General features: G+C 48.6%; 18 protein-coding genes and 1 other annotated feature. All 18 genes read right to left on the bottom strand.

Annotation, left to right across the window (positions count from 1 at the left end; translation table 11 throughout):
• Window positions 1–3 precede the first annotated feature (3 nt).
• The 18 genes from LCM29_RS02190 to LCM29_RS02105 all read right to left on the bottom strand — a co-directional run bounded on the left by LCM29_RS02190 (window position 4) and on the right by LCM29_RS02105 (window position 18,312).
• Window positions 4–1,308, bottom strand: a complete 1,305-nt coding sequence (locus LCM29_RS02190) for a uracil-xanthine permease family protein (protein WP_224860619.1) — start codon at window positions 1,306–1,308, stop codon at window positions 4–6.
• A gap of 51 nt (window positions 1,309–1,359) precedes the next feature.
• Entirely contained in the window at window positions 1,360–1,917 is a 558-nt protein-coding gene (gene pyrR, locus LCM29_RS02185; protein WP_251126017.1) for a bifunctional pyr operon transcriptional regulator/uracil phosphoribosyltransferase PyrR, read from the bottom strand.
• A 176-nt stretch (window positions 1,918–2,093) separates the two neighbouring features.
• Complete coding sequence (locus LCM29_RS02180; protein ID WP_224860617.1) at window positions 2,094–3,005, bottom strand: RluA family pseudouridine synthase; 912 nt, start codon at window positions 3,003–3,005, stop codon at window positions 2,094–2,096.
• A complete protein-coding gene (gene lspA, locus LCM29_RS02175) occupies window positions 3,005–3,478 on the bottom strand; it encodes a signal peptidase II (protein WP_224860615.1) in 474 nt (157 codons plus the stop codon). The genes LCM29_RS02180 and lspA overlap by 1 nt, the downstream gene beginning before the upstream one ends.
• Window positions 3,479–3,535: 57 nt before the next feature.
• Window positions 3,536–6,262, bottom strand: coding sequence for an isoleucine--tRNA ligase (gene ileS / locus LCM29_RS02170; protein WP_214691770.1), 2,727 nt, complete (start codon window positions 6,260–6,262; stop codon window positions 3,536–3,538).
• A 53-nt stretch (window positions 6,263–6,315) separates the two neighbouring features.
• Window positions 6,316–6,535: a binding site (T-box leader), on the bottom strand.
• A 3-nt stretch (window positions 6,536–6,538) separates the two neighbouring features.
• On the bottom strand, window positions 6,539–7,087 hold the full coding sequence (locus tag LCM29_RS02165) for a DivIVA domain-containing protein (RefSeq protein WP_074034869.1): 549 nt from the start codon (window positions 7,085–7,087) through the stop codon (window positions 6,539–6,541).
• Between the two features lie 19 nt (window positions 7,088–7,106).
• Entirely contained in the window at window positions 7,107–7,877 is a 771-nt protein-coding gene (locus LCM29_RS02160; protein WP_224860613.1) for an RNA-binding protein, read from the bottom strand.
• A 3-nt stretch (window positions 7,878–7,880) separates the two neighbouring features.
• Window positions 7,881–8,150 carry a YggT family protein gene (locus LCM29_RS02155; protein WP_074034873.1) on the bottom strand — a complete coding sequence of 90 codons (270 nt, stop codon included), beginning with the start codon at window positions 8,148–8,150 and terminating at the stop codon, window positions 7,881–7,883.
• 4 nt (window positions 8,151–8,154) lie between these two features.
• Window positions 8,155–8,625, bottom strand: coding sequence for a cell division protein SepF (locus LCM29_RS02150; protein ID WP_214691768.1), 471 nt, complete (start codon window positions 8,623–8,625; stop codon window positions 8,155–8,157).
• A 23-nt stretch (window positions 8,626–8,648) separates the two neighbouring features.
• On the bottom strand, window positions 8,649–9,302 hold the full coding sequence (locus LCM29_RS02145) for a YggS family pyridoxal phosphate-dependent enzyme (protein ID WP_224860611.1): 654 nt from the start codon (window positions 9,300–9,302) through the stop codon (window positions 8,649–8,651).
• Window positions 9,299–10,060: a peptidoglycan editing factor PgeF gene (pgeF, locus tag LCM29_RS02140; RefSeq protein WP_224860609.1), complete on the bottom strand. Its 762-nt coding sequence runs from the start codon at window positions 10,058–10,060 to the stop codon at window positions 9,299–9,301. The genes LCM29_RS02145 and pgeF overlap by 4 nt, the downstream gene beginning before the upstream one ends.
• A 53-nt stretch (window positions 10,061–10,113) precedes the next feature.
• On the bottom strand, window positions 10,114–11,256 hold the full coding sequence (gene ftsZ, locus LCM29_RS02135; protein WP_214691765.1) for a cell division protein FtsZ: 1,143 nt from the start codon (window positions 11,254–11,256) through the stop codon (window positions 10,114–10,116).
• Window positions 11,257–11,302: 46 nt separating this feature from the next.
• On the bottom strand, window positions 11,303–12,589 hold the full coding sequence (gene ftsA / locus LCM29_RS02130) for a cell division protein FtsA (RefSeq protein WP_214691764.1): 1,287 nt from the start codon (window positions 12,587–12,589) through the stop codon (window positions 11,303–11,305).
• 228 nt (window positions 12,590–12,817) lie between these two features.
• A complete protein-coding gene (locus LCM29_RS02125) occupies window positions 12,818–13,588 on the bottom strand; it encodes a cell division protein FtsQ/DivIB (protein WP_224860607.1) in 771 nt (256 codons plus the stop codon).
• A 14-nt stretch (window positions 13,589–13,602) separates the two neighbouring features.
• Window positions 13,603–14,679: an undecaprenyldiphospho-muramoylpentapeptide beta-N-acetylglucosaminyltransferase gene (gene murG, locus LCM29_RS02120; RefSeq protein ID WP_224860605.1), complete on the bottom strand. Its 1,077-nt coding sequence runs from the start codon at window positions 14,677–14,679 to the stop codon at window positions 13,603–13,605.
• The gene (murD, locus tag LCM29_RS02115) at window positions 14,676–16,013 is read right to left on the bottom strand and encodes a UDP-N-acetylmuramoyl-L-alanine--D-glutamate ligase (protein WP_224860603.1); all 1,338 of its coding nucleotides are present in this window, start codon (window positions 16,011–16,013) and stop codon (window positions 14,676–14,678) included. Before murD ends, murG begins: the two co-directional genes overlap by 4 nt.
• A 13-nt stretch (window positions 16,014–16,026) precedes the next feature.
• A complete protein-coding gene (mraY, locus tag LCM29_RS02110) occupies window positions 16,027–16,986 on the bottom strand; it encodes a phospho-N-acetylmuramoyl-pentapeptide-transferase (protein WP_214745601.1) in 960 nt (319 codons plus the stop codon).
• Between the two features lie 21 nt (window positions 16,987–17,007).
• Complete coding sequence (locus LCM29_RS02105) at window positions 17,008–18,312, bottom strand: UDP-N-acetylmuramoyl-tripeptide--D-alanyl-D-alanine ligase (protein ID WP_224860601.1); 1,305 nt, start codon at window positions 18,310–18,312, stop codon at window positions 17,008–17,010.
• Window positions 18,313–18,342 lie beyond the last annotated feature (30 nt).

Genomic DNA, 18,342 nt, shown 5'->3' with positions numbered 1-18,342 from the left:
GAATTAAAAGTTACTTGCTTGTTTCGTTTCTTCAGTTGTGCTGACTTCCACGACCGTCTCGACTTCCTCTTTCGGTAAGATGGCGTTTAAGAGAATTCCGACGACCGTCGCGAGCGCCATCCCTTGTACAGGGAAGCTGCCGAGTTGAATCATCGCACCACCTAGCCCGATGACGAGGATGACCGATGAGATGATCAAGTTGCGTTTTTCTGCCAAATCGACTTTGCTCTCTACCATCGTCCTTAGTCCGTTCGACGCGATGACCCCGAATAAGAGAATCGAGATGCCACCTTTGACTGGATTCGGAATCGTTGAGATGAATGCCTCGATATGACCGAGGAATCCGAAGCTGATGGCCATGAGCGCCGCTCCAGCGATGACATAGACACTGTAGACGCGTGTGATGGCCATGACGCCGTTGTTCTCACCGTATGTCGTACATGGTGGACCACCGAGTGCGGAAGCGACTGCTTTCCCTACCCCGTCACCGAGTAGCGTGCGATGGAGGCCGGGATCTTTTATCGTCTCTCGTCCGATGATTTTAGATGTGACCATTTGATCGCCGATATGCTCGGTCATCGTGACGAGTGCGACCGGTACGATCGCGAGGAGTGCACCGACTTGCCACATTGGCATGTAGTCGACGAACACCATCGTGAAGTCAGGGAGTTGGAACAAGCTTGCTTGTTGAATTGGTGAGTAATCGATGATTCCGAATGCTGCGGCAATCCCGTAACCTCCGACGATTCCGAAAAGGATTGGAACCGCTCCCCAAACCCCTTTCAGTTTTGTCATGGCGAGCATCGTGATTCCAAGTGTCAGGAGTGCGATTGTCATGAACGTTCCATTATAAGCTCCGTCTTGATTCATCGACATGTCGATGGCGACCGGCGCGAGCGACAAACCGATGACCATGATGACCGGTCCGACGACGACTGGTGGGAGCAACCGGAGCAACCAGTTGACGCCTGTCTTATAGATGATCAAGGAAACGACACCGTATACCGAGCCGGCAATGATTCCGCCGAACAGTGCCGCTTCGACACCCCATTGCTGACTGACCGCAATGATTGGGGCGATGTAGGCAAAACTTGAACCGAGGTATGTTGGGACTTTGAAGCGCGTAATCGCTAAGAATGAGAGCGTGGCCACTCCGGAAGCGACGAGGGCGACCGATGTATTCAATCCTGTTAAAATCGGGACTAAAATCGTCGCTCCGAACATGGCGAAGACGTGTTGAAGACTGAATAACAGCCATTGTGGAAAGTGAGCTGGACGCTCGTGGATGTGTAGAACGGGTTGTTTCATATTGAATTTCTCCTTCCTGGCCTCTCTGGACCACCTTAAAGGTTTTTAAGATTATTGCTGATTGATTGTCACTTCATCTGCCGTGTCGACTTCACTGAGTCGGACGACGACTTGCTCGGACTTCGATGTCGGAACGTTCTTCCCGATGAAATCAGGTCGAATCGGAAGCTCCCGATGTCCTCGGTCAATCAAGACCGCGAGTTGGATATAGTCTGGGCGACCGTGGTCGACGAGTGCGTCCATTGCGGCACGGACTGTTCGACCGGTATATAGGACGTCGTCGACGAGGACGACGGTCTTCCCATTAATGTCATGCGGCAACTCTGTTGCCTTCACTTCTGGATCTAACGACTTCTTCGATAAGTCATCCCGGTAAAGCGTGATGTCGAGATTCCCGAGTGCGACCGGCTTGCCTTCAATCTCTTCGATTCGGCGCGCGAGTCGGTCAGCGAGCGTCTCACCTCTCGTCTTGATCCCGACGAGGACGACATCATCGATTCCTTTGTTCCGCTCGATGATTTCATGAGCGATTCGTGTCAACGCTCGACGGATGGCTGATTCATCTAAAATGACTGACTGTTTCACGTCACTCCTCCTTTCATGCTTCATTCAAAAAAAGAAGACTCCCTCGTCCGACTGGAAAGGGAGTCTTCATCAAAAACGGCAGTCTGATGCCGGGTTGAATTGACGTTAGTGTGACCGCGGTCACAATCCTTTCACAGCCTCTCTGGACTGGGTTTAAAGGTGTTATGCTTCCTAGACTATAAATCGGAACGTGACAGAAGTCAACGAGTTTTCTCGATTTTATCTAACTTTGCGAGTTCTGTCTTAAAGTCTTCTGGAAGGGGTGCCTCAAATTCCATCCATTCTTTCGTACGTGGATGGTGGAAACCGAGCGTCGCCGCATGTAGGGCTTGACCGCCTAAATCAATTGTCCGACGTGGTCCATATTTCGGGTCGCCTGCGAGCGGATGCCCGATATAGCGCATGTGCACACGGATTTGGTGTGTACGACCTGTCTCGAGTTTACACTCGACGAGCGTGAAGTCTTTGTAGCGCTCGAGCAAGCGGAAATGCGTCACCGCTTCTTTCGCGTTCTTGTCCGTCACGGTCATACGCTGACGATCATTTGTATCGCGACCAATCGGTGCCTCGATTGTCCCGAGTTCGTGAACGAGTTCGCCGTGAACGAGCGCAATATATTCACGTTTAATCGTCTTGTCTTTCAACTGGCTCGCAAGTGATTCATGAGCCAAGTCATTTTTAGCGACCATAAGGAGACCTGTCGTGTCTTTGTCGATTCGATGCACGATTCCAGGGCGCTTGACGCCATTGATGCCTGAGAGGTCATCACAATGTCCGAGAAGCGCATTGACGAGCGTTCCAGACGTGTGACCGGCAGCAGGGTGAACGACCATCCCACGTGCTTTATTGACGACAATCATATCTTCATCTTCATAAACGATTTCAAGCGGAATGTGTTCAGGTAACACTTCGAGTTCCACCGCTTCCGGGACGTTCACTTCGATTTCATCGCCCACTTGAAGCTTATAGTTTGGTTTGACGGCACTCCCATTAACGAGAAGTGCTCCGGTCTTAATCCATTCTTGTACTTGTGAGCGTGACCATTCTCCACGGTCGCTCACCCACTTGTCAATCCTTGCCTTTTCATCGGCGACAAAAGTATAGGATTCCATTACGATTGTCCCCTTTCTTTGTGTAATTTTTCTTCAAATAAAATCCCGATGACCATTAAAATGACCCCAAACGTAAGCGCCATATCGGCCACGTTAAAAATCGGGAAGTTGTAGCCAAACGGATACGTATCGACAAAGTCGACGACTTCACCGCGGAACAGGCGATCGATAAAGTTACCGATTGCACCGGCCAATAGCAGTCCAACACTATAACCGAGAAGCTGATACCCGTTCACTTCTTTATGCAGGAAGTAAACAAGGCCTACAACGACGAGAATCGTGATGACGAAAAAGAACGCCATCTGTCCTTCTAACATCCCCCAAGCCGCTCCTTTATTGCGATAAGAGGTCCAGTATAACAAGTTCGGGATGACTTCAATCGATTGACCGATTGTCATCGTCTGAACAACCACCCATTTGGTGAGTTGATCGAGCAGAATCAAGATGACGGCCAATCCGTAATATCGTTTCATATGCGTCTCCTTTCAAGCCGTTAAGAAACCGGAGTGGGGACGCCACTCCGGTTCGTCTTAACCGATTACTGATGCACAGCGTGGGCAAAGCTCAGGATGCTCTTCGTTTTGTCCAAGCTCTGTCGAGTATGTCCAACAACGTGCACAAGCAGCACCATCTGCTTTCTTGACTGTGATTTTCGTCGTCGCATAATCGACGTCTGCCGTCTCAGCCCATTCTACTTGTGATACTTGAAGCAACTGACTGACGTTATCGATTGTTTCCAATAACGCCGCAGTCTCTGCTTTCGGTGCGAGAATCAATTTCGCCTCGAGCGGTTTCCCGATCAATTTCTCGCCACGTGCGATTTCGATCGCTTTGAGGACATCGTCACGGAAGACGAGGAATTTCGACCATTTCTCTAATAACGTTTGCTCGTCAGCAGTCAATGCATCCACTTCTTCTAGATCCGTCAAGAAGATGCTTGCTTCCGACTTCCCAGGCACCTCTTTCCACGCCTCATCGGCAGTGTGTGGAAGGACTGGAGCCAAGAGCTTCGTCAAAAGGACGACCGCATCGTACATGACCGTCTGAACGGCACGACGGCGGAGATCGTCTTCACGCTCGATATAAAGGATATCTTTTGTAAAGTCGAGATAGAACGATGACAACTCGTTAACGCAGAAGTTATGAACGAGATGATACACCGCCATGAAGTCAAACGTGTCATACGCTTTGACCACTTTTGCTTGGAGCTGTTTCAGTTTCGTTGCCATGAAGCGGTCTGCTTCTGGCATGTCATTGAATGCGACACGCATCGACGGATCAAACCCGTTCAAGTTTCCAAGAAGGAAACGGATTGTGTTACGCATCTTCCGGTATACTTCTGACACTTGTTTAAAGTTGTCGTGCGAAGCGCGAACGTCAGACTGATAGTCGACTGACGCGACCCATAGACGGACGATTTCAGCACCATATTGCTTCACGAGATCGTTTGGCGCAATCGTGTTACCGAGCGACTTCGACATCTTACGTCCATCCCCATCAAGGACGAAACCGTGGCTCAAGACGTTTCGGTATGGCGCTTTGCCCGTCGTCGCAACAGCTGTTGAGAGTGACGAGTTGAACCAACCGCGGTATTGGTCAGATCCTTCAAGGTAAAGGTCTGCGGGGCGACGAAGGTTTTCACGTTCCTCTAATACACCAGCGTGTGAAGAACCTGAATCGAACCAGACGTCCATGATATCGAGTTCTTTACGGAATTCGCCATTCGGACTGTTCGGATGTGTAAACCCTTCAGGAAGAAGGTCTTTTGCTTCGCGCTCGTACCAGACGTTCGAGCCGTGCTCACGGAACAAGTTTGCGACGTGGTCGATTGTCTCGTTCGTGATGATTTCCGTTCCATCCTCTGCATAGAAGATTGGAATCGGCACGCCCCATGCACGTTGACGACTGATGACCCAGTCCCCACGGTCACGGACCATGTTGTAAAGACGTGTCATTCCCCATTCTGGAACCCAATTCACTTCTTCGATTTCACGGAGCATGTCTTCACGGAAATCTTTGATTGAAGCGAACCATTGTGGTGTCGCACGGAAGATGACCGGTTTTTTCGTACGCCAGTCATGCGGGTACGAGTGTTTGATGAACTTCAAGTTGAGCAAGTAGCCGTTCTCTTCAAGTTTCATCCCGATTTGTTTGTTCGCATCTTCATAGAACAACCCTTCAAAACCAGGCGCCTCAGCCGTCATGTAACCACGGTCATCGACCGGACAAAGGACATCCAAGCCGTAAGCCTGTCCGACACGATAGTCATCTTCCCCGTGCCCTGGAGCCGTGTGGACGAGTCCAGTCGCATCCGCTGTGACGTGGTCGCCGAGCATGACGAGTGACGTGCGGTCATACAACGGATGTTGGGCCGTCATATATTCAAAGTCGCGACCGTTCCATGAACCGCTCACAGTGTAATCAGTCCAGCCGAGCGCAGTCGTCACTTCTTCAACGAGCGTCTCTGCGACGATATAGCCTTTTCCTTCGTGTTCGATGCGCGTGTACGTCAACTCATCACTCACTGCGATCCCGAGGTTCGCCGGGATTGTCCAAGGCGTCGTCGTCCAGATGACGAAATGATCGTCAGACGTCAATGTGTCTTTTCCGTCTACGACGCGGAATGCCACGTAGATGGCTGGTGATTTTTTATCGTAATATTCGATTTCAGCTTCTGCGAGTGCAGACTCCGAAGACGGCGACCAGTAGACTGGTTTCTTTCCTTTGTAGATGTATCCTTTTTCAGCCATCGTCCCGAACAAGCGGATTTGTGCCGCTTCATATTCCGGAAGGAGCGTGATATATGGATTTTCAAAGTCTGCGAGAAGACCGAGACGTTTGAACTGCTCACGTTGCGAGTTCACTTGTTCCATTGCATATTCTGCACACTTTTCGCGGAATTCAGCGACCGTCATTTCTTTACGGTTGACGCCAGCTTTTTGAAGGGCGTTCTCGATTGGAAGACCGTGCGTATCCCAACCTGGAATCATTGGAGACTGGTATCCGTTCATCCCTTTGAAACGCACGATGATGTCTTTTAATACTTTGTTCATCGCATGTCCCATGTGGATGTCGCCGTTCGCATATGGAGGACCATCATGCAAGATGTATTGTGGTTTCCCTGCATTTTTTTCTTGCACCTTGTTGTAAAGGTCCATGTCTTCCCATTCTGTTTGCATCGCTGGTTCGCGTTTTGGTAAATTCCCACGCATTGCGAATTCTGTGTTTGGCATTAATAGCGTGTCTTTGTAGTTCATCGAAACTCCTCCATCAACATTTTTTAGAAAACAAAAAAAACCAACCCATCCCTGATAGGGACGAGTTGGTTGACTCGCGGTACCACCCTACTAGTCTCACGTTCGTGAGACCGCTCTCGGTAACCGATAACGAGGTCAGGCGGTCACGCTTACTCTGGTTCAGCGTGACGACTCATAGGGGATACCGATTCGAGTCTTTCTCTTAGGCTCTCACCGTCCCTAAGTCGCTTCGTAGGTATGACTCGATCGACGCGTCCTACTCAACGTGTTGATCATTTATCCATGTTGTTCTTCATTCTGTGTGACTTCGTGGTCATTATACGCAAGTTCTGATCTATCGTCAAGAACCGTCTGCACAGGCGGCTCCCCGACAATCGTCTCCCACTCGGTGCTGTTTAAGAGCTCCATTTGGGCGTCAACGAGGACACGGAAACGTGTGCGATACAACTCGACTTTTTTGAGCATTTGAACGACTTCACGTTCTGCAAGTTGCTCTTTACGGGCCGCTTCTTCTTCACGAGCGTACGCTTCACGCTCCGCTTGTTTCAAGATGAGGCTCGCTTCTTTTTGCGCGTTGTTCTTCACTTCTTCCGCTGCTTCCTGCGCGACGATGATCGACTTGTTCAATGTATCTTCCATCGAGGAGAAGTAGTCAATGCGAGCTTGCATATCGTTGACAAGTTCTTCATACCGTCGATTCTCACGAATCAATAGTTCAAACTCTTTAATGATTTGATCTAAAAATTCATTGACCTCATCGATGTCGTACCCACGAAAACGGGAAGAGAATTCTTTATTATGAATATCAATCGGTGTCAACGCCATTCGACTTTCCTCCTAAAATTTAACGTATGGTCCCATACTGGATTTTAATCTTTTCACGTTTAGTCGAACCAAGGATCTCCATCATCTTAATACGACCGTATCCACGGACGGATAAAAGATCATCTGGTTCAAGCAAGAAGCTCGGATCTTCAATGACTTTATGATTCACTTTGCAGTCACCGTGTTTCACGAGCGCCTGAGCTTTCTGACGAGATATGTTGAGTACCTCGCTCACAACCGTATCAAATCGTAACGAGGACACGATGCCGAACCCTTCGACCCACTCTGTTTTCGGAACGACGAGAATGTCATCCTTCGCAACAGAGGAGATGCGAACTCTTGCTTTTCCGACACGTTCCAAGTTCATTTCGATGAACCCGACCGCTTCGCGGGTCGTAGCAAACTGGACGATTTCCTCTTCCAGGACGACGTCGCCAAACTTTTGACGCTTTAATCCAGCGTTCAGTAAAGTTCCAGTCACTTGCCGATGTGTCAGGTCAACAAATTTTGTCGGATATTCGATGCGACGAATCTCAATTTCAAAATCATCGGTATTTAGCTCATAATACTCTGGCGCCAAAATCAGCCGACGTCGTTCAGCTCCTTCAAACCCGCCATCGTCGTGAATGACGAGCTGTTTACCGACAAGCTGTTTGACGATTTGCTGTTCACGAGGGTCTAAAAAGTCCGTCAACTTTAATACATAGCTGTTCTCGACTTGTTGTACCCAATCCAAGACTTGTTCGACGAACGCCCGTTCACTTGGTCGGTAGTGGTCATAAACGCTCATACATCACCCGAAAATGGCAGCGATACCGGCTTGTGCCATCCGAAGCACGAACAATGCGACGATTGGAGAGATATCGAGCATGCCACCGATTGGTGGGATAATCCGTCGGAACGGTGCTAAAAATGGTTCACATAAAAATGATAAAATTTGTCCGAACATGGATTCACGCGCGTTCGGGAACCATGATAATAAGATATAGCCGATCAGGACCCAACTATAAATACCAAGCAAAGTACTTAACGTATTGCCTAAGGCAGGGATTACGTTTTCCATTCAGTTACCACCCTTTACTATGAAGTTCATCCTCCGAAATCAAGTTTGAGATTGAACCAGTCAATTCGACATTGTTCGGAGTACACAGAATCGTGTTATGTCCAATCGAAGTCATCGATCCTTCTAGCGCATATACGACACCGGAAAGGAAGTTGACGACTTGACGTGATTGCTCTTTTGACATGCGCTGAAGATTGACGATGACAGCACGGTTTTCTTTCAATTGATCGCTAATATCTTGCGCTTCAGCGAATACACGTGGTTCAGCCAATACGACTTTCGAGCGTTCTTTCTTCTTCGTATTCAATGCCACGAGATTATTTGCTGATTTTGGGCGATCCTCTTGTCTCACGACCGCTGTTTCAGTTGAAGAAGTTGCTGATGTGTTTGCGACGGCAAACTCTTCTTCTTCGTATGTGCTGTTCGGATCTTCCTCGAGTCCAAAGAAATCTTTCATTTTGTTTTTGATTGACATAACGGATTCCTCCTTAAGATATATTATTGCACAAGTACGGTACCAATACGAACAAACGATGCGCCTTCTTCAATCGCGATTGGATAATCGTTTGACATCCCCATCGATAGCTCCGTGCAAGGGGCGTGTTCAAACCCTTTTGCGTTCACTTCATCACGTAATCGACGTAAACGACCGAACGTCTCACGAAGGACTGACTCTTCTTCCGTGAACGGCGCCATCGTCATCAAACCGATGATTCGAATGTGAGGATACTGTTTACAGTTCTCGATGAAAGGCATAACTTCCTCTATTTCAAGACCATGTTTTGAATCTTCTCCTGACGTATTCACTTGAACGAAACAATCAATCGTCTCGCTCGCTCGTTTATCGATTTCTGCAGCGAGTGATAAACGGTCCAATGAGTGAATAGCTGCCACGTGATCGATGATTTGTCTCACCTTACGTGTCTGTAACGTGCCGATGAAGTGAAACTTTGCGTCTTCTGGCATGCCGTTCACTTTTTCAAGTAAGGAATCTGGACGATTTTCACCGAAGTCACGAATTCCTTCTGCGTAGAGAGCATTGGCCACGTCTACGCCTACCGATTTCGTGACGGCAATCAAAGTAGGCTCCACATCTTGAACGTGGGCTGCCATGATAGATTGAACTTGTTTTACGTTATCTGAAATACTCACAATTTACGCTCCTTGACGATGACTGCCGCAAACCGACGTTTCGTTTCTCCGTCTCGATACGAGAAAAACGGAGTATTTGCGCCAGTCGATAAATTCGATTGCATGACGGACGCGTCATGTTCGTTTGCCAATACTTCATTGACTGCTTGGAGTGACAACAAGGCATGGTCGCCCGACTCCTGTCGAACGGCTCGTTGATAGGCAATCGGCGAAACGGATTGAACCGCATCTAGCACTCGACGATCGACCTCATATTCATTCCCAGCAATCGCTGGACCGACGAGCATGTCCACTTCTGTCGCATCGATGCCTTGATCTTCAAACGCTTGGATCATGGACGTGACGATATTGCCGACGGTCCCTTTCCAACCCGCATGAGCGACACCGATGACTCCATGGTCTTTCGCACAGAAAAAGAGAGGTACGCAATCTGCAAAGACGAGAGCGAGCGGCAAAGCTTCTTCTTTTGTGATGAGTCCGTCTGTTTGCGAAATTGCCTCGTCATATCGAAATGCACCTTTGCCCTTGTCCGCTGAATCCACGCTTTGGACCGTTATCCCGTGCACTTGGTCGGCCCAAACAGAGTCTTCTAGCGAAAGATTCGCCTGTCGAAAGAACCATTGACGATTTTGAATGACTCCATCAATATCATCGCCGACATGAAGACCAACGTTTCCGGCATTGTGTCCGTTCGTCCGTGTCGTCACGTAAGCATGATAGCGATTCGTTTCGGTTTCCCATGTATGTAACAGTTGCATCGGTTTCTCCTTTTTTAGAAAAAGGGATGCCGAGTCACGGCACCCCTTGTTGTTTAGTTACGGCGTTGTCTCACGAACGCAGGGATGTTGATCGTCTCGTCTGGGACGTCTCCTCCATACACTGGGCGATGGAAGTTCCCTTCGTCTTGTTGAGCCGCTTCATTTGCTTTTGGTTGGGGTTCCTTGTTCTCAACCTCTGGCTGTTTTTTCGGCTGCTGAAGGAACGGGTTCGCCCCTTGTGTTTCCTCAGCAAATTCAGTTGCGATCACGGTGACGATGATTTCATCGTTCAAGTTTTCGTTGATGACTGAACCGAAGATCAAGTTCACTTCTTCATCTGCGGCACTTTGAACGATTTGAGCTGCTTCTGTCACTTCATACAAGCTAAGGCTGAGCCCACCTGTAATGTTCATCAAGACACCTTTCGCTCCTTCGATTGAAGATTCGAGAAGTGGTGAAGAGATTGCTTTCTTCGCTGCTTCAACGGCACGGTTTTCACCTGTAGCAACACCTACACCCATGAGTGCAGATCCTTTTTCTGTCATGATCGTCTTCACGTCAGCGAAGTCAAGGTTGATGAGACCAGGGATGGCGATCAAGTCAGTGATCCCTTGTACACCTTGACGAAGGACGTTGTCCGCTTCACGGAAGGCTTCGATCATCGGTGTGTTGCGTTCCACGATTTCAAGAAGCTTATCGTTTGGAATGACGATGAGTGTATCTACTTTTTCTTTAAACGCTTGAATCCCATGTTGCGCGTGTTGCATGCGCTTCCGGCCTTCAAACATGAATGGTTTTGTGACGACACCGACTGTGAGCGCGCCGATTTCTTTTGAAATCTCAGCGATGACCGGTGCAGCACCAGTTCCTGTTCCGCCGCCCATACCAGCTGTGACGAAAACCATATCCGCTCCATCAAGCGCTTCAATCAATTGTTCGCGGCTTTCTTCTGCCGCTTTTTTACCGATATCCGGATTCGCACCAGCACCGAGACCACGTGTCAATTTGGCACCAAGTTGAAGTTTTACATCGGCTTTCGACATATTCAAGGCTTGAGCATCCGTGTTGACAGCGATGAACTCAACTCCTTGTACCCCATGTTCAATCATACGGTTAACGGCGTTTGAACCGCCGCCTCCGACTCCAATTACTTTAATTTTTGCTACGGCGTCAATCGCCTCATCAAAGTACATCATTCAGGTATCCCCCTACTTATTTTCCAAGTTGTATTACAACGTCAGCTTAAACGCCAAATAATTTTTCCATCAAACGACTAAAACCTTTTTTCGACTCTTGATCGGTCTCGTATTCGTTCTCTCCAACATGAGTATCGGTCGGTTCCTGCTTATTGTGAAGCGTTTCGTAGCGAACTTCCGGTTTTTCGAGTTGAGATTTTGAAACGTGATGATCACTCATTAAGACATATTTCAAAACACCGACTGCTGTCGCGTATTTTGGATGTCTGACGCCAATCGACGACGGTTGATACAATCTCGTCTTTTGACCCATGACACGAGTCGCTAACTCTTGAATACCTGGTAGAGCAGCAGCTCCACCGCAGAGTAAGTATCCGCCATTCAGCATCGGAACACCTACTTTTTGAACCTTATTCAACATAAGGGTAAACATTTCCTCTATTCTCGCCTCTAAAACATAGCTAATTTCTGACTGTGGTTCGAACGCCACTTCCCCATTGATGTTCGTGTAGGAGAAACCTTCTGTTCCATCGGCCATTTCTTCGAGTGCGAGACCGTATTCTTCTTTCGCCACTTTGGCGTCTTGATATTTGCAATTTAGCTTATAGACCAAGTCTCTTGTCATATGGTCTCCACCGACTGGAAGGATATACGAGTAAACGAGATCTCCGCGATAAAATACCGAGACCGTCGTCTTTTCGTGCCCGACATCGACAAGACCAATGCCGAGGTCGATTTCATCTACAGAAGCTGCACTCATGCCGAGCGCGAGGTTCCCTAAAATAAATCCTTCGAGGTGTAATCCGGCACGTTCAATCGAACGACGAATACTATGTAAAATTGTCTTCGATCCAGTAACCATTTTCCCATGCATTTCTAGTCGATAACCAAGCATTCCACGAGGATCGACGACGCCCGTTTGTTGATCCACCGTGAATGATGATGGGATTACATCGATGACACTCATCTCATCCGGTAATCGCATCACTTGTGCTGAATTGATGACCTCCATCACGTCTGCATCTGTAATTTCCTGATCTTCCCGCTTCACGGATGCGATTCCATGACATGGGGCAATTTGGATATGTTCCCCTTCGATGGCAACGTATACAGATCGAATTTGATCACCTAACGATGTCTCCGCGTGTTCAACGGCCTGTTTGATCGCTTGGACTGTTTTATCGATGTCTACGACAGCACCACGTTTCACCCCTGCAGACGGTGCACACCCTTCTGCCAAAATATTAAGCGTTCCGCCGAGCAATTCACCGACGACGAGCTTAATCTCTGACGTTCCAATATCTAATGCGGCCACATAACCATTCGCTTCCAAAAGGGAAACACCTCCGCTCTATAATTTTCCTGTACAAATTACATGACAAATATGACAGATATCCAAAAAAATTGTTGGTTTCGACAAGATATCTCACGTCTAAGTTTACAACAAATAAGATAGTGAGAAAAGGTAGAATCCTACAATTTAAGCGGTTTCGCGTTATCAATTCGTTTACAAAAGACAAAAAAACAGCCCTTATGTGTCTAAGGGCTGTAATATAACTGATTATTCATTCGTTTTCTTGTATGGAACAAAATAAAAACCACCATCCATGACGACTGTTCCTTGCTGACCTTTCGGAATGTTTTCATAGATTTCTCCATATTTCGAAACGGTCTCACTTAACTTCAGCGTCGGGGTGAGAAGCGTATTTCCGTCATTCATAAAGATCTCGTAACGTGTCGGCTCTCCCTTTTGTTTAGACAAGATGACTTCCGACATACGGGCTCGCGTCGCGTCATCGACTTGTTCCAACTCACTGGCAATCTTTTCGAGTTCTTTTTCCGAATTGAACTCTCTTAGCAGTGGACCATCTTTTAACTTCTGAGGGTCGGTGATGGTGCCTGTCGGATGAAGTGAGCCGTCTGCTAACACGACGACATCTCCCGTCTCCGCACGAGCATAAGCAATCATCTTCTCTTCTGTCACATTGACGTGAACGACGTTATACCAAGATCGGTCCATGTCTACCCGTTTGACACCCGGCAACTTTTCCATTTGGTCACTCATCTTGCTCGGTGATAGACTGACAAATTTTGTCGATGTGTCGAGCTCCATGTTTTGAAACACGTAGGATTCATCAAGCCAGTATAGCCCAGATACGTTCACTTCTTTCACGTTCGACATCGAAGTTTGCATATAGACCACGAGTAAGATGAGAATTCCAAACAAAGAAAGCACGGAGAACATCCGACGGTTCGCTTTTTTCCGTCGCTGCTTTTTCATGTACGGAATACGGTCTTCTAGACTGCGTACCGTTTGTTGGCTTGGTTCCATCGGATTCTACTCCTTTATCGAATGACTTCTTCTACTAAGTCGGCTAGTGCATCTGACGCGTCCGGGAATCCGAGGGCACGGGATGCGTTCGCCATCTCTTCTTGTTTGCCGAGTACTTGGCGAATCGCTTCGACGAGCGTCTCCCCTGTCAACGACTCCTCTTTCACGAGTAACGCCGCACCGTTTTCAACTAGGGCAGAGGCGTTCTTCGTCTGATGGTCTGCTGTAACATATGGGCTCGGGATCAATACGCTCGGTAAGCCGAGGGCGGTCAATTCAGAAATCGTCGAAGCTCCCGCACGCGAGACGACGATTGACGTACAAGCGAGTAAGGCCGGCATGTCATAGACGTACGGATGAACGTGTACGTTTTCAGATGATGGGGCTTCTTTCGATACAGATTCGTAATGAACTTTCCCTGTGACGTAGAGCACGTTGATTGGTAAGTCCGAAAGCGCTGGGATAGCCTCAATGACGGCACGGTTGATTGCTTCGGCGCCACGACTCCCTCCGTAAATCAATACGATAGGCCGTTCATCGAGATTGTACTGTTCTCGTACAGCTGCATCGTCCACTTTCGTTTGTAGCACTTCACTTCCACGCGGGTTTCCAATCAAGCGAACGTTTGCCCCAGGGAAGTGAACATCGGACCCTTTAAAGGAAAGGGCGACCCGATCCGCTTTTTTCGATAAAAACTTATTCGTTAACCCTGGGATGCTGTTTTGTTCATGTAGGATAGTCGGGATGCCGAGTTGTTGCGCCGTATAGACGACCGGTCCTGAGACGAATCCGCCCGTTCCGATGACGACATCCGGTTTGAATGCTGCCATATCTTTTTTAAGAGAGCGAACAGCTTTCAAGAACCAGTACGCCGTCTTTAAGTTCTCAAGAGAGAGGGACCGTTTCAATCCAGCGATTTGAATCGATTTGAACGGGACACCTGCTCGAGGAACGAGATCGGCTTCTAACCCATTCTCCGTTCCAACGTATTGTACCTGTAAATTCGGGTGACGTTTTTGTAACGTCTCAATCAATGCGAGGGCCGGATAAATATGACCACCGGTACCTCCACCAGAAATCATGACTTTCATCGGTTCGCCTCCTCATATGCGCGAACGAGATGGACGAACTGTTCGCCTCGTTCTTCAAACGTTTTAAATTGGTCCCAACTCGCACAAGCAGGAGATAAGAGAATGACATCTCCCGTCTCAGATTGTTCAAACGCGAGTGGAACGGCGTCTGCTAACGTCTCGACCGTGTAAGATGGAATCTGTCGGGACTCCCCAAGCTCTTTAAAACGCTCTTTTGTCTCACCATACGCGACGACAGCTTTTACGTTTGAGAGAGCTGGCGCGAGCGAAGATAAGTCCGCTCCACGTTCGAGTCCTCCACAAAGCCACACGATCGGAGCATCAAATCCTCGTAGCGCCGCTTCCGCCGCAACGTTGTTCGTCGCCTTCGAATCATTGTAGACGGCACGTCCGAGAACATCACCTAAACTTTCAGTTCGATGTGCGACACCGCCAAAGTTTCGTAATACTCGCTCGACGTGTGCTTTTGGAAGTGCAAACGGTTCGACTAACAGAAGAGCCGCTAGTACGTTCTCAACGTTATGGGCACCACCTAATGCCAATTCATTCACACGAATGAGTCGCTCTCCGCGTACCGTGACCCAACCGTCCACGACGGAAGCATCTCCTCGCTCAAAGCTGAACGTATTCGGTTCAAGATGAGCCGGGACACGTTTCATCACTTCGGAGTCTGTCACTTTAACGACGATTTGGTCGTCACGTGTCATCTGACGGAACAAGTTTCCTTTTGCATCGGCATACGATTCGAAGTCGCCGTGATAATCGAGATGGGCTTCTGATAGATTCAGCAACGCTGCCGAACGCGGATGGAAGGACTCGACCCCCATCAACTGAAAGCTCGACAATTCAATAACAATCAATTCGCCCGCCTTCGCGTTTGTCGCGACTTCGATAGCCGGGAATCCGATGTTTCCCGCGAGATGAACCGGGCGCTCTCCGCCTTTGAGTAACTCATAGACGAGTGTCGTTGTCGTCGTCTTTCCGTTCGAGCCTGTGATTGCGACGAATTCTGCCTCGGTTGCCATGTAGGCGAGCTCGACTTCCGTGTAGATTGGAATCTCACGGGATATCGCTTCTTGAAGCAACGGAATGTGATACGGGATCCCTGGATTTTTCACAATCAACTCTGTCTCATTCAACAAAGCGAGAGGGTGGTCATTAAACACCGATTGAATCCCAAGTGCCTGAATTTTTTCCTGCTCGTCTTCGGGAGGGATATTCCCCGTATTAATCGTCACATCAGCTCCCGCATGATGCAGATACGTCGCCGCTGCGATTCCGCTCTTAGCGGCGCCGAGGACGAGAACTTTTTTACCGTGCCATTGCTTTTCCATCTGTCTCACCCTTTTACATGAGTAGTAATGATAAACCTGCTGTAATTAAACTGATTCCACCGAACGTAAGGACGATTCGCCATTCCGACCAACCGACCATTTCGAAGTGATGATGAATCGGGCTCATTTTAAAGATGCGCTTCCCTGTCGTTTTGAATGAAAGAACTTGCAAGATCACGCTCAACGTCTCGATGACAAAGATGATCCCGACGAATACGAGGAGCAACTCAAGTTTTAACATGAGTGCTAGTCCAGCGACGGCCCCACCTAACGCGAGTGAACCCGTATCGCCCATGAAAATCTTCGCCGGATACTTATTGAAAACGAGGAACCCGATCAATGCGCCGACGACGGCGAATGCGAACCAGGCAATCCCAAGCTCATCTTGTGCGAGCGCATAAATTCCAAAGAATGTGAACGTCGGAATCGCCGAGAATGAGACGAGACCGTCAAGGCCGTCCGTCAAGTTGACGGCATTTGAGAAGCCGACGAGCCAGAAGATGACGATGGCGATATAGAACCAACCCGTCTCAAATGAAATCGATGTGAATGGAATCGAAATCGATGTATCAAGCTCTCCACCAAGTGATAGGAACCAGGCGAACAGAACGGATACGACAATTTGACCAATCAACTTCTGAAGTGAAGTCAACCCGAGGTTTCGTTTATTGACGACTTTAATATAGTCATCCAAAAAGCCGATTACCCCGAACGCCATCGTCACGAATAGAAGTGTCCCGAATCCGGCGACCGCTTCCCCGAAGATGACAGATACGATGAAGCCGACTAAGATGGCGAGCAAGATGACGATTCCGCCCATCGTCGGCGTTCCCGATTTCTTCTGGTGCCAGCCCGGACCTTCATCACGAATCTCTTGTCCAAATTTCAACTGACGCAATGCCGGAATAGCTCGCGGCATGACGATTAATACACTTAATAATGCACTGATTAAGACAATTAAACTAATTAACATGTTGCTACCTCACTACTCTATTTATTGAACGAGACGCTCAAGCGCCAGTCCTCGAGATGCCTTTAACAATACCACAGTATCCGGACGTTGATAACGATGAAGGAGCGCCTTCGCTTCCTCCACGTTCGGAACAGATGTGACGTTCACACGCGTGTCTTGAATCCCATCCGCAATCCATTTCGCCTTTTCACCGACGAGAATACAATCCGTCACAGGAGCTGTTACGACTTCACCCACTTGTGTGTGCTGGGCTTGTTCATCCGCTCCGAGCTCATACATATCGCCAAGGACGAGCACGCGCTTCGAGAAGCCTTCGAGCGACTTGACTGTTTCAATCGCCGCAATCATCGATGTCGGGCTCGCATTATATGCATCGTTGATGAGATGCGCTTCACCGAACATCTGCTTCTCCATTCGCATCGTCGTCAGTTTGATGCGGTCAAGACCGCGTTGAATCATCGTATGATCGAGTCCGAACTCGAGACCACACGCGATGGCATAAGCCGCATTTCGGATTTGATGGGCACCGAGCACCTTCAGCTCGTACAAGTCACCATTGTATTTAAAGATGGATGCGTCAAACGTCGTCTCGATCACTTCGATTTTCCCGTCCGCCGTCTCATCGTATCCGACGCGATACCCTTGACCGGCAAGAAGTGGTTCGTCCGCATCGACAATCAATCGTCCGTCCGGTTTCAGACCAGCCTTGATTTCAAGCTTCGCTTTCGCGATCCCTGTGCGTCCGCCGACTTGTTCACCGTGTGACTCCCCAATGTTCGTGACAAATGCCACGTCCGGTTTGGCAATTTTCGATAATTGCTCGATTTGACCAAATCCGTTCATACCCATCTCTAACACGGCCACTTCCGTGTCGCGCGGCATGCGAAGGACGGTGAGCGGTAAACCAACGTCCGAGTTGAAGTTTCCAGCTGTCTTGTGCGTCTTGAATTTTTCTTCAAGTACGACGGCAATCATGTCTTTCGTAGACGTTTTTCCGTTTGATCCGGTAATCGCGACCACGAGTGGATTGATTTCCTCTAAGTAGCGTGCCGCTGCCGTTTGCAAGGCTTCGATCGTCGATTTGACGGGGATGACGAACACATTGTCCGGTTGAGGGCGACCTTCTTCCCAAAACGTGACGATGGCCCCTTTCTCAATCGCTGCTTCGATGTAGTCATGACCGTCAACACGTGCACCGACGATCGGGACAAATAGTCCTGCCCCATTCTCATCTCTCGAATCTGTGGCGACGCGTTCGACGAGACGATCGTCTTCCACGTCAATCCCAAACCAAGACGCTAATTTTTGAACTGTCAATTGTTCCATTCAAACTTCCTCCTCATACATAGGAAAAGA

The organism is Exiguobacterium aestuarii (assembly GCF_020171655.1).
Classification (GTDB): Bacteria; Bacillota; Bacilli; order Exiguobacteriales; family Exiguobacteriaceae; genus Exiguobacterium; species Exiguobacterium aestuarii_A.
Note: the sequence above shows the minus strand (reverse complement) of the source record. Positions and strands in the feature narration are given on the sequence as shown.

Bases quoted from the DNA above. Each gene is read 5' to 3' on its own strand.
- LCM29_RS02190 (WP_224860619.1), bottom strand. From the start codon at position 1,308: ATGAAACAACCCGTTCTACACATCCACGAGCGTCCAGCTCACTTTCCA.
- pyrR (WP_251126017.1), bottom strand. From the start codon at position 1,917: ATGAAGCATGAAAGGAGGAGTGACGTGAAACAGTCAGTCATTTTAGAT.
- LCM29_RS02180 (WP_224860617.1), bottom strand. From the start codon at position 3,005: ATGGAATCCTATACTTTTGTCGCCGATGAAAAGGCAAGGATTGACAAG.
- lspA (WP_224860615.1), bottom strand. From the start codon at position 3,478: ATGAAACGATATTACGGATTGGCCGTCATCTTGATTCTGCTCGATCAA.
- ileS (WP_214691770.1), bottom strand. From the start codon at position 6,262: ATGAACTACAAAGACACGCTATTAATGCCAAACACAGAATTCGCAATG.
- LCM29_RS02165 (WP_074034869.1), bottom strand. From the start codon at position 7,087: ATGGCGTTGACACCGATTGATATTCATAATAAAGAATTCTCTTCCCGT.
- LCM29_RS02160 (WP_224860613.1), bottom strand. From the start codon at position 7,877: ATGAGCGTTTATGACCACTACCGACCAAGTGAACGGGCGTTCGTCGAA.
- LCM29_RS02155 (WP_074034873.1), bottom strand. From the start codon at position 8,150: ATGGAAAACGTAATCCCTGCCTTAGGCAATACGTTAAGTACTTTGCTT.
- LCM29_RS02150 (WP_214691768.1), bottom strand. From the start codon at position 8,625: ATGTCAATCAAAAACAAAATGAAAGATTTCTTTGGACTCGAGGAAGAT.
- pgeF (WP_224860609.1), bottom strand. From the start codon at position 10,060: ATGCAACTGTTACATACATGGGAAACCGAAACGAATCGCTATCATGCT.
- ftsZ (WP_214691765.1), bottom strand. From the start codon at position 11,256: ATGATGTACTTTGATGAGGCGATTGACGCCGTAGCAAAAATTAAAGTA.
- LCM29_RS02125 (WP_224860607.1), bottom strand. From the start codon at position 13,588: ATGGAACCAAGCCAACAAACGGTACGCAGTCTAGAAGACCGTATTCCG.
- murG (WP_224860605.1), bottom strand. From the start codon at position 14,679: ATGAAAGTCATGATTTCTGGTGGAGGTACCGGTGGTCATATTTATCCG.
- murD (WP_224860603.1), bottom strand. From the start codon at position 16,013: ATGGAAAAGCAATGGCACGGTAAAAAAGTTCTCGTCCTCGGCGCCGCT.
- mraY (WP_214745601.1), bottom strand. From the start codon at position 16,986: ATGTTAATTAGTTTAATTGTCTTAATCAGTGCATTATTAAGTGTATTA.
- LCM29_RS02105 (WP_224860601.1), bottom strand. From the start codon at position 18,312: ATGGAACAATTGACAGTTCAAAAATTAGCGTCTTGGTTTGGGATTGAC.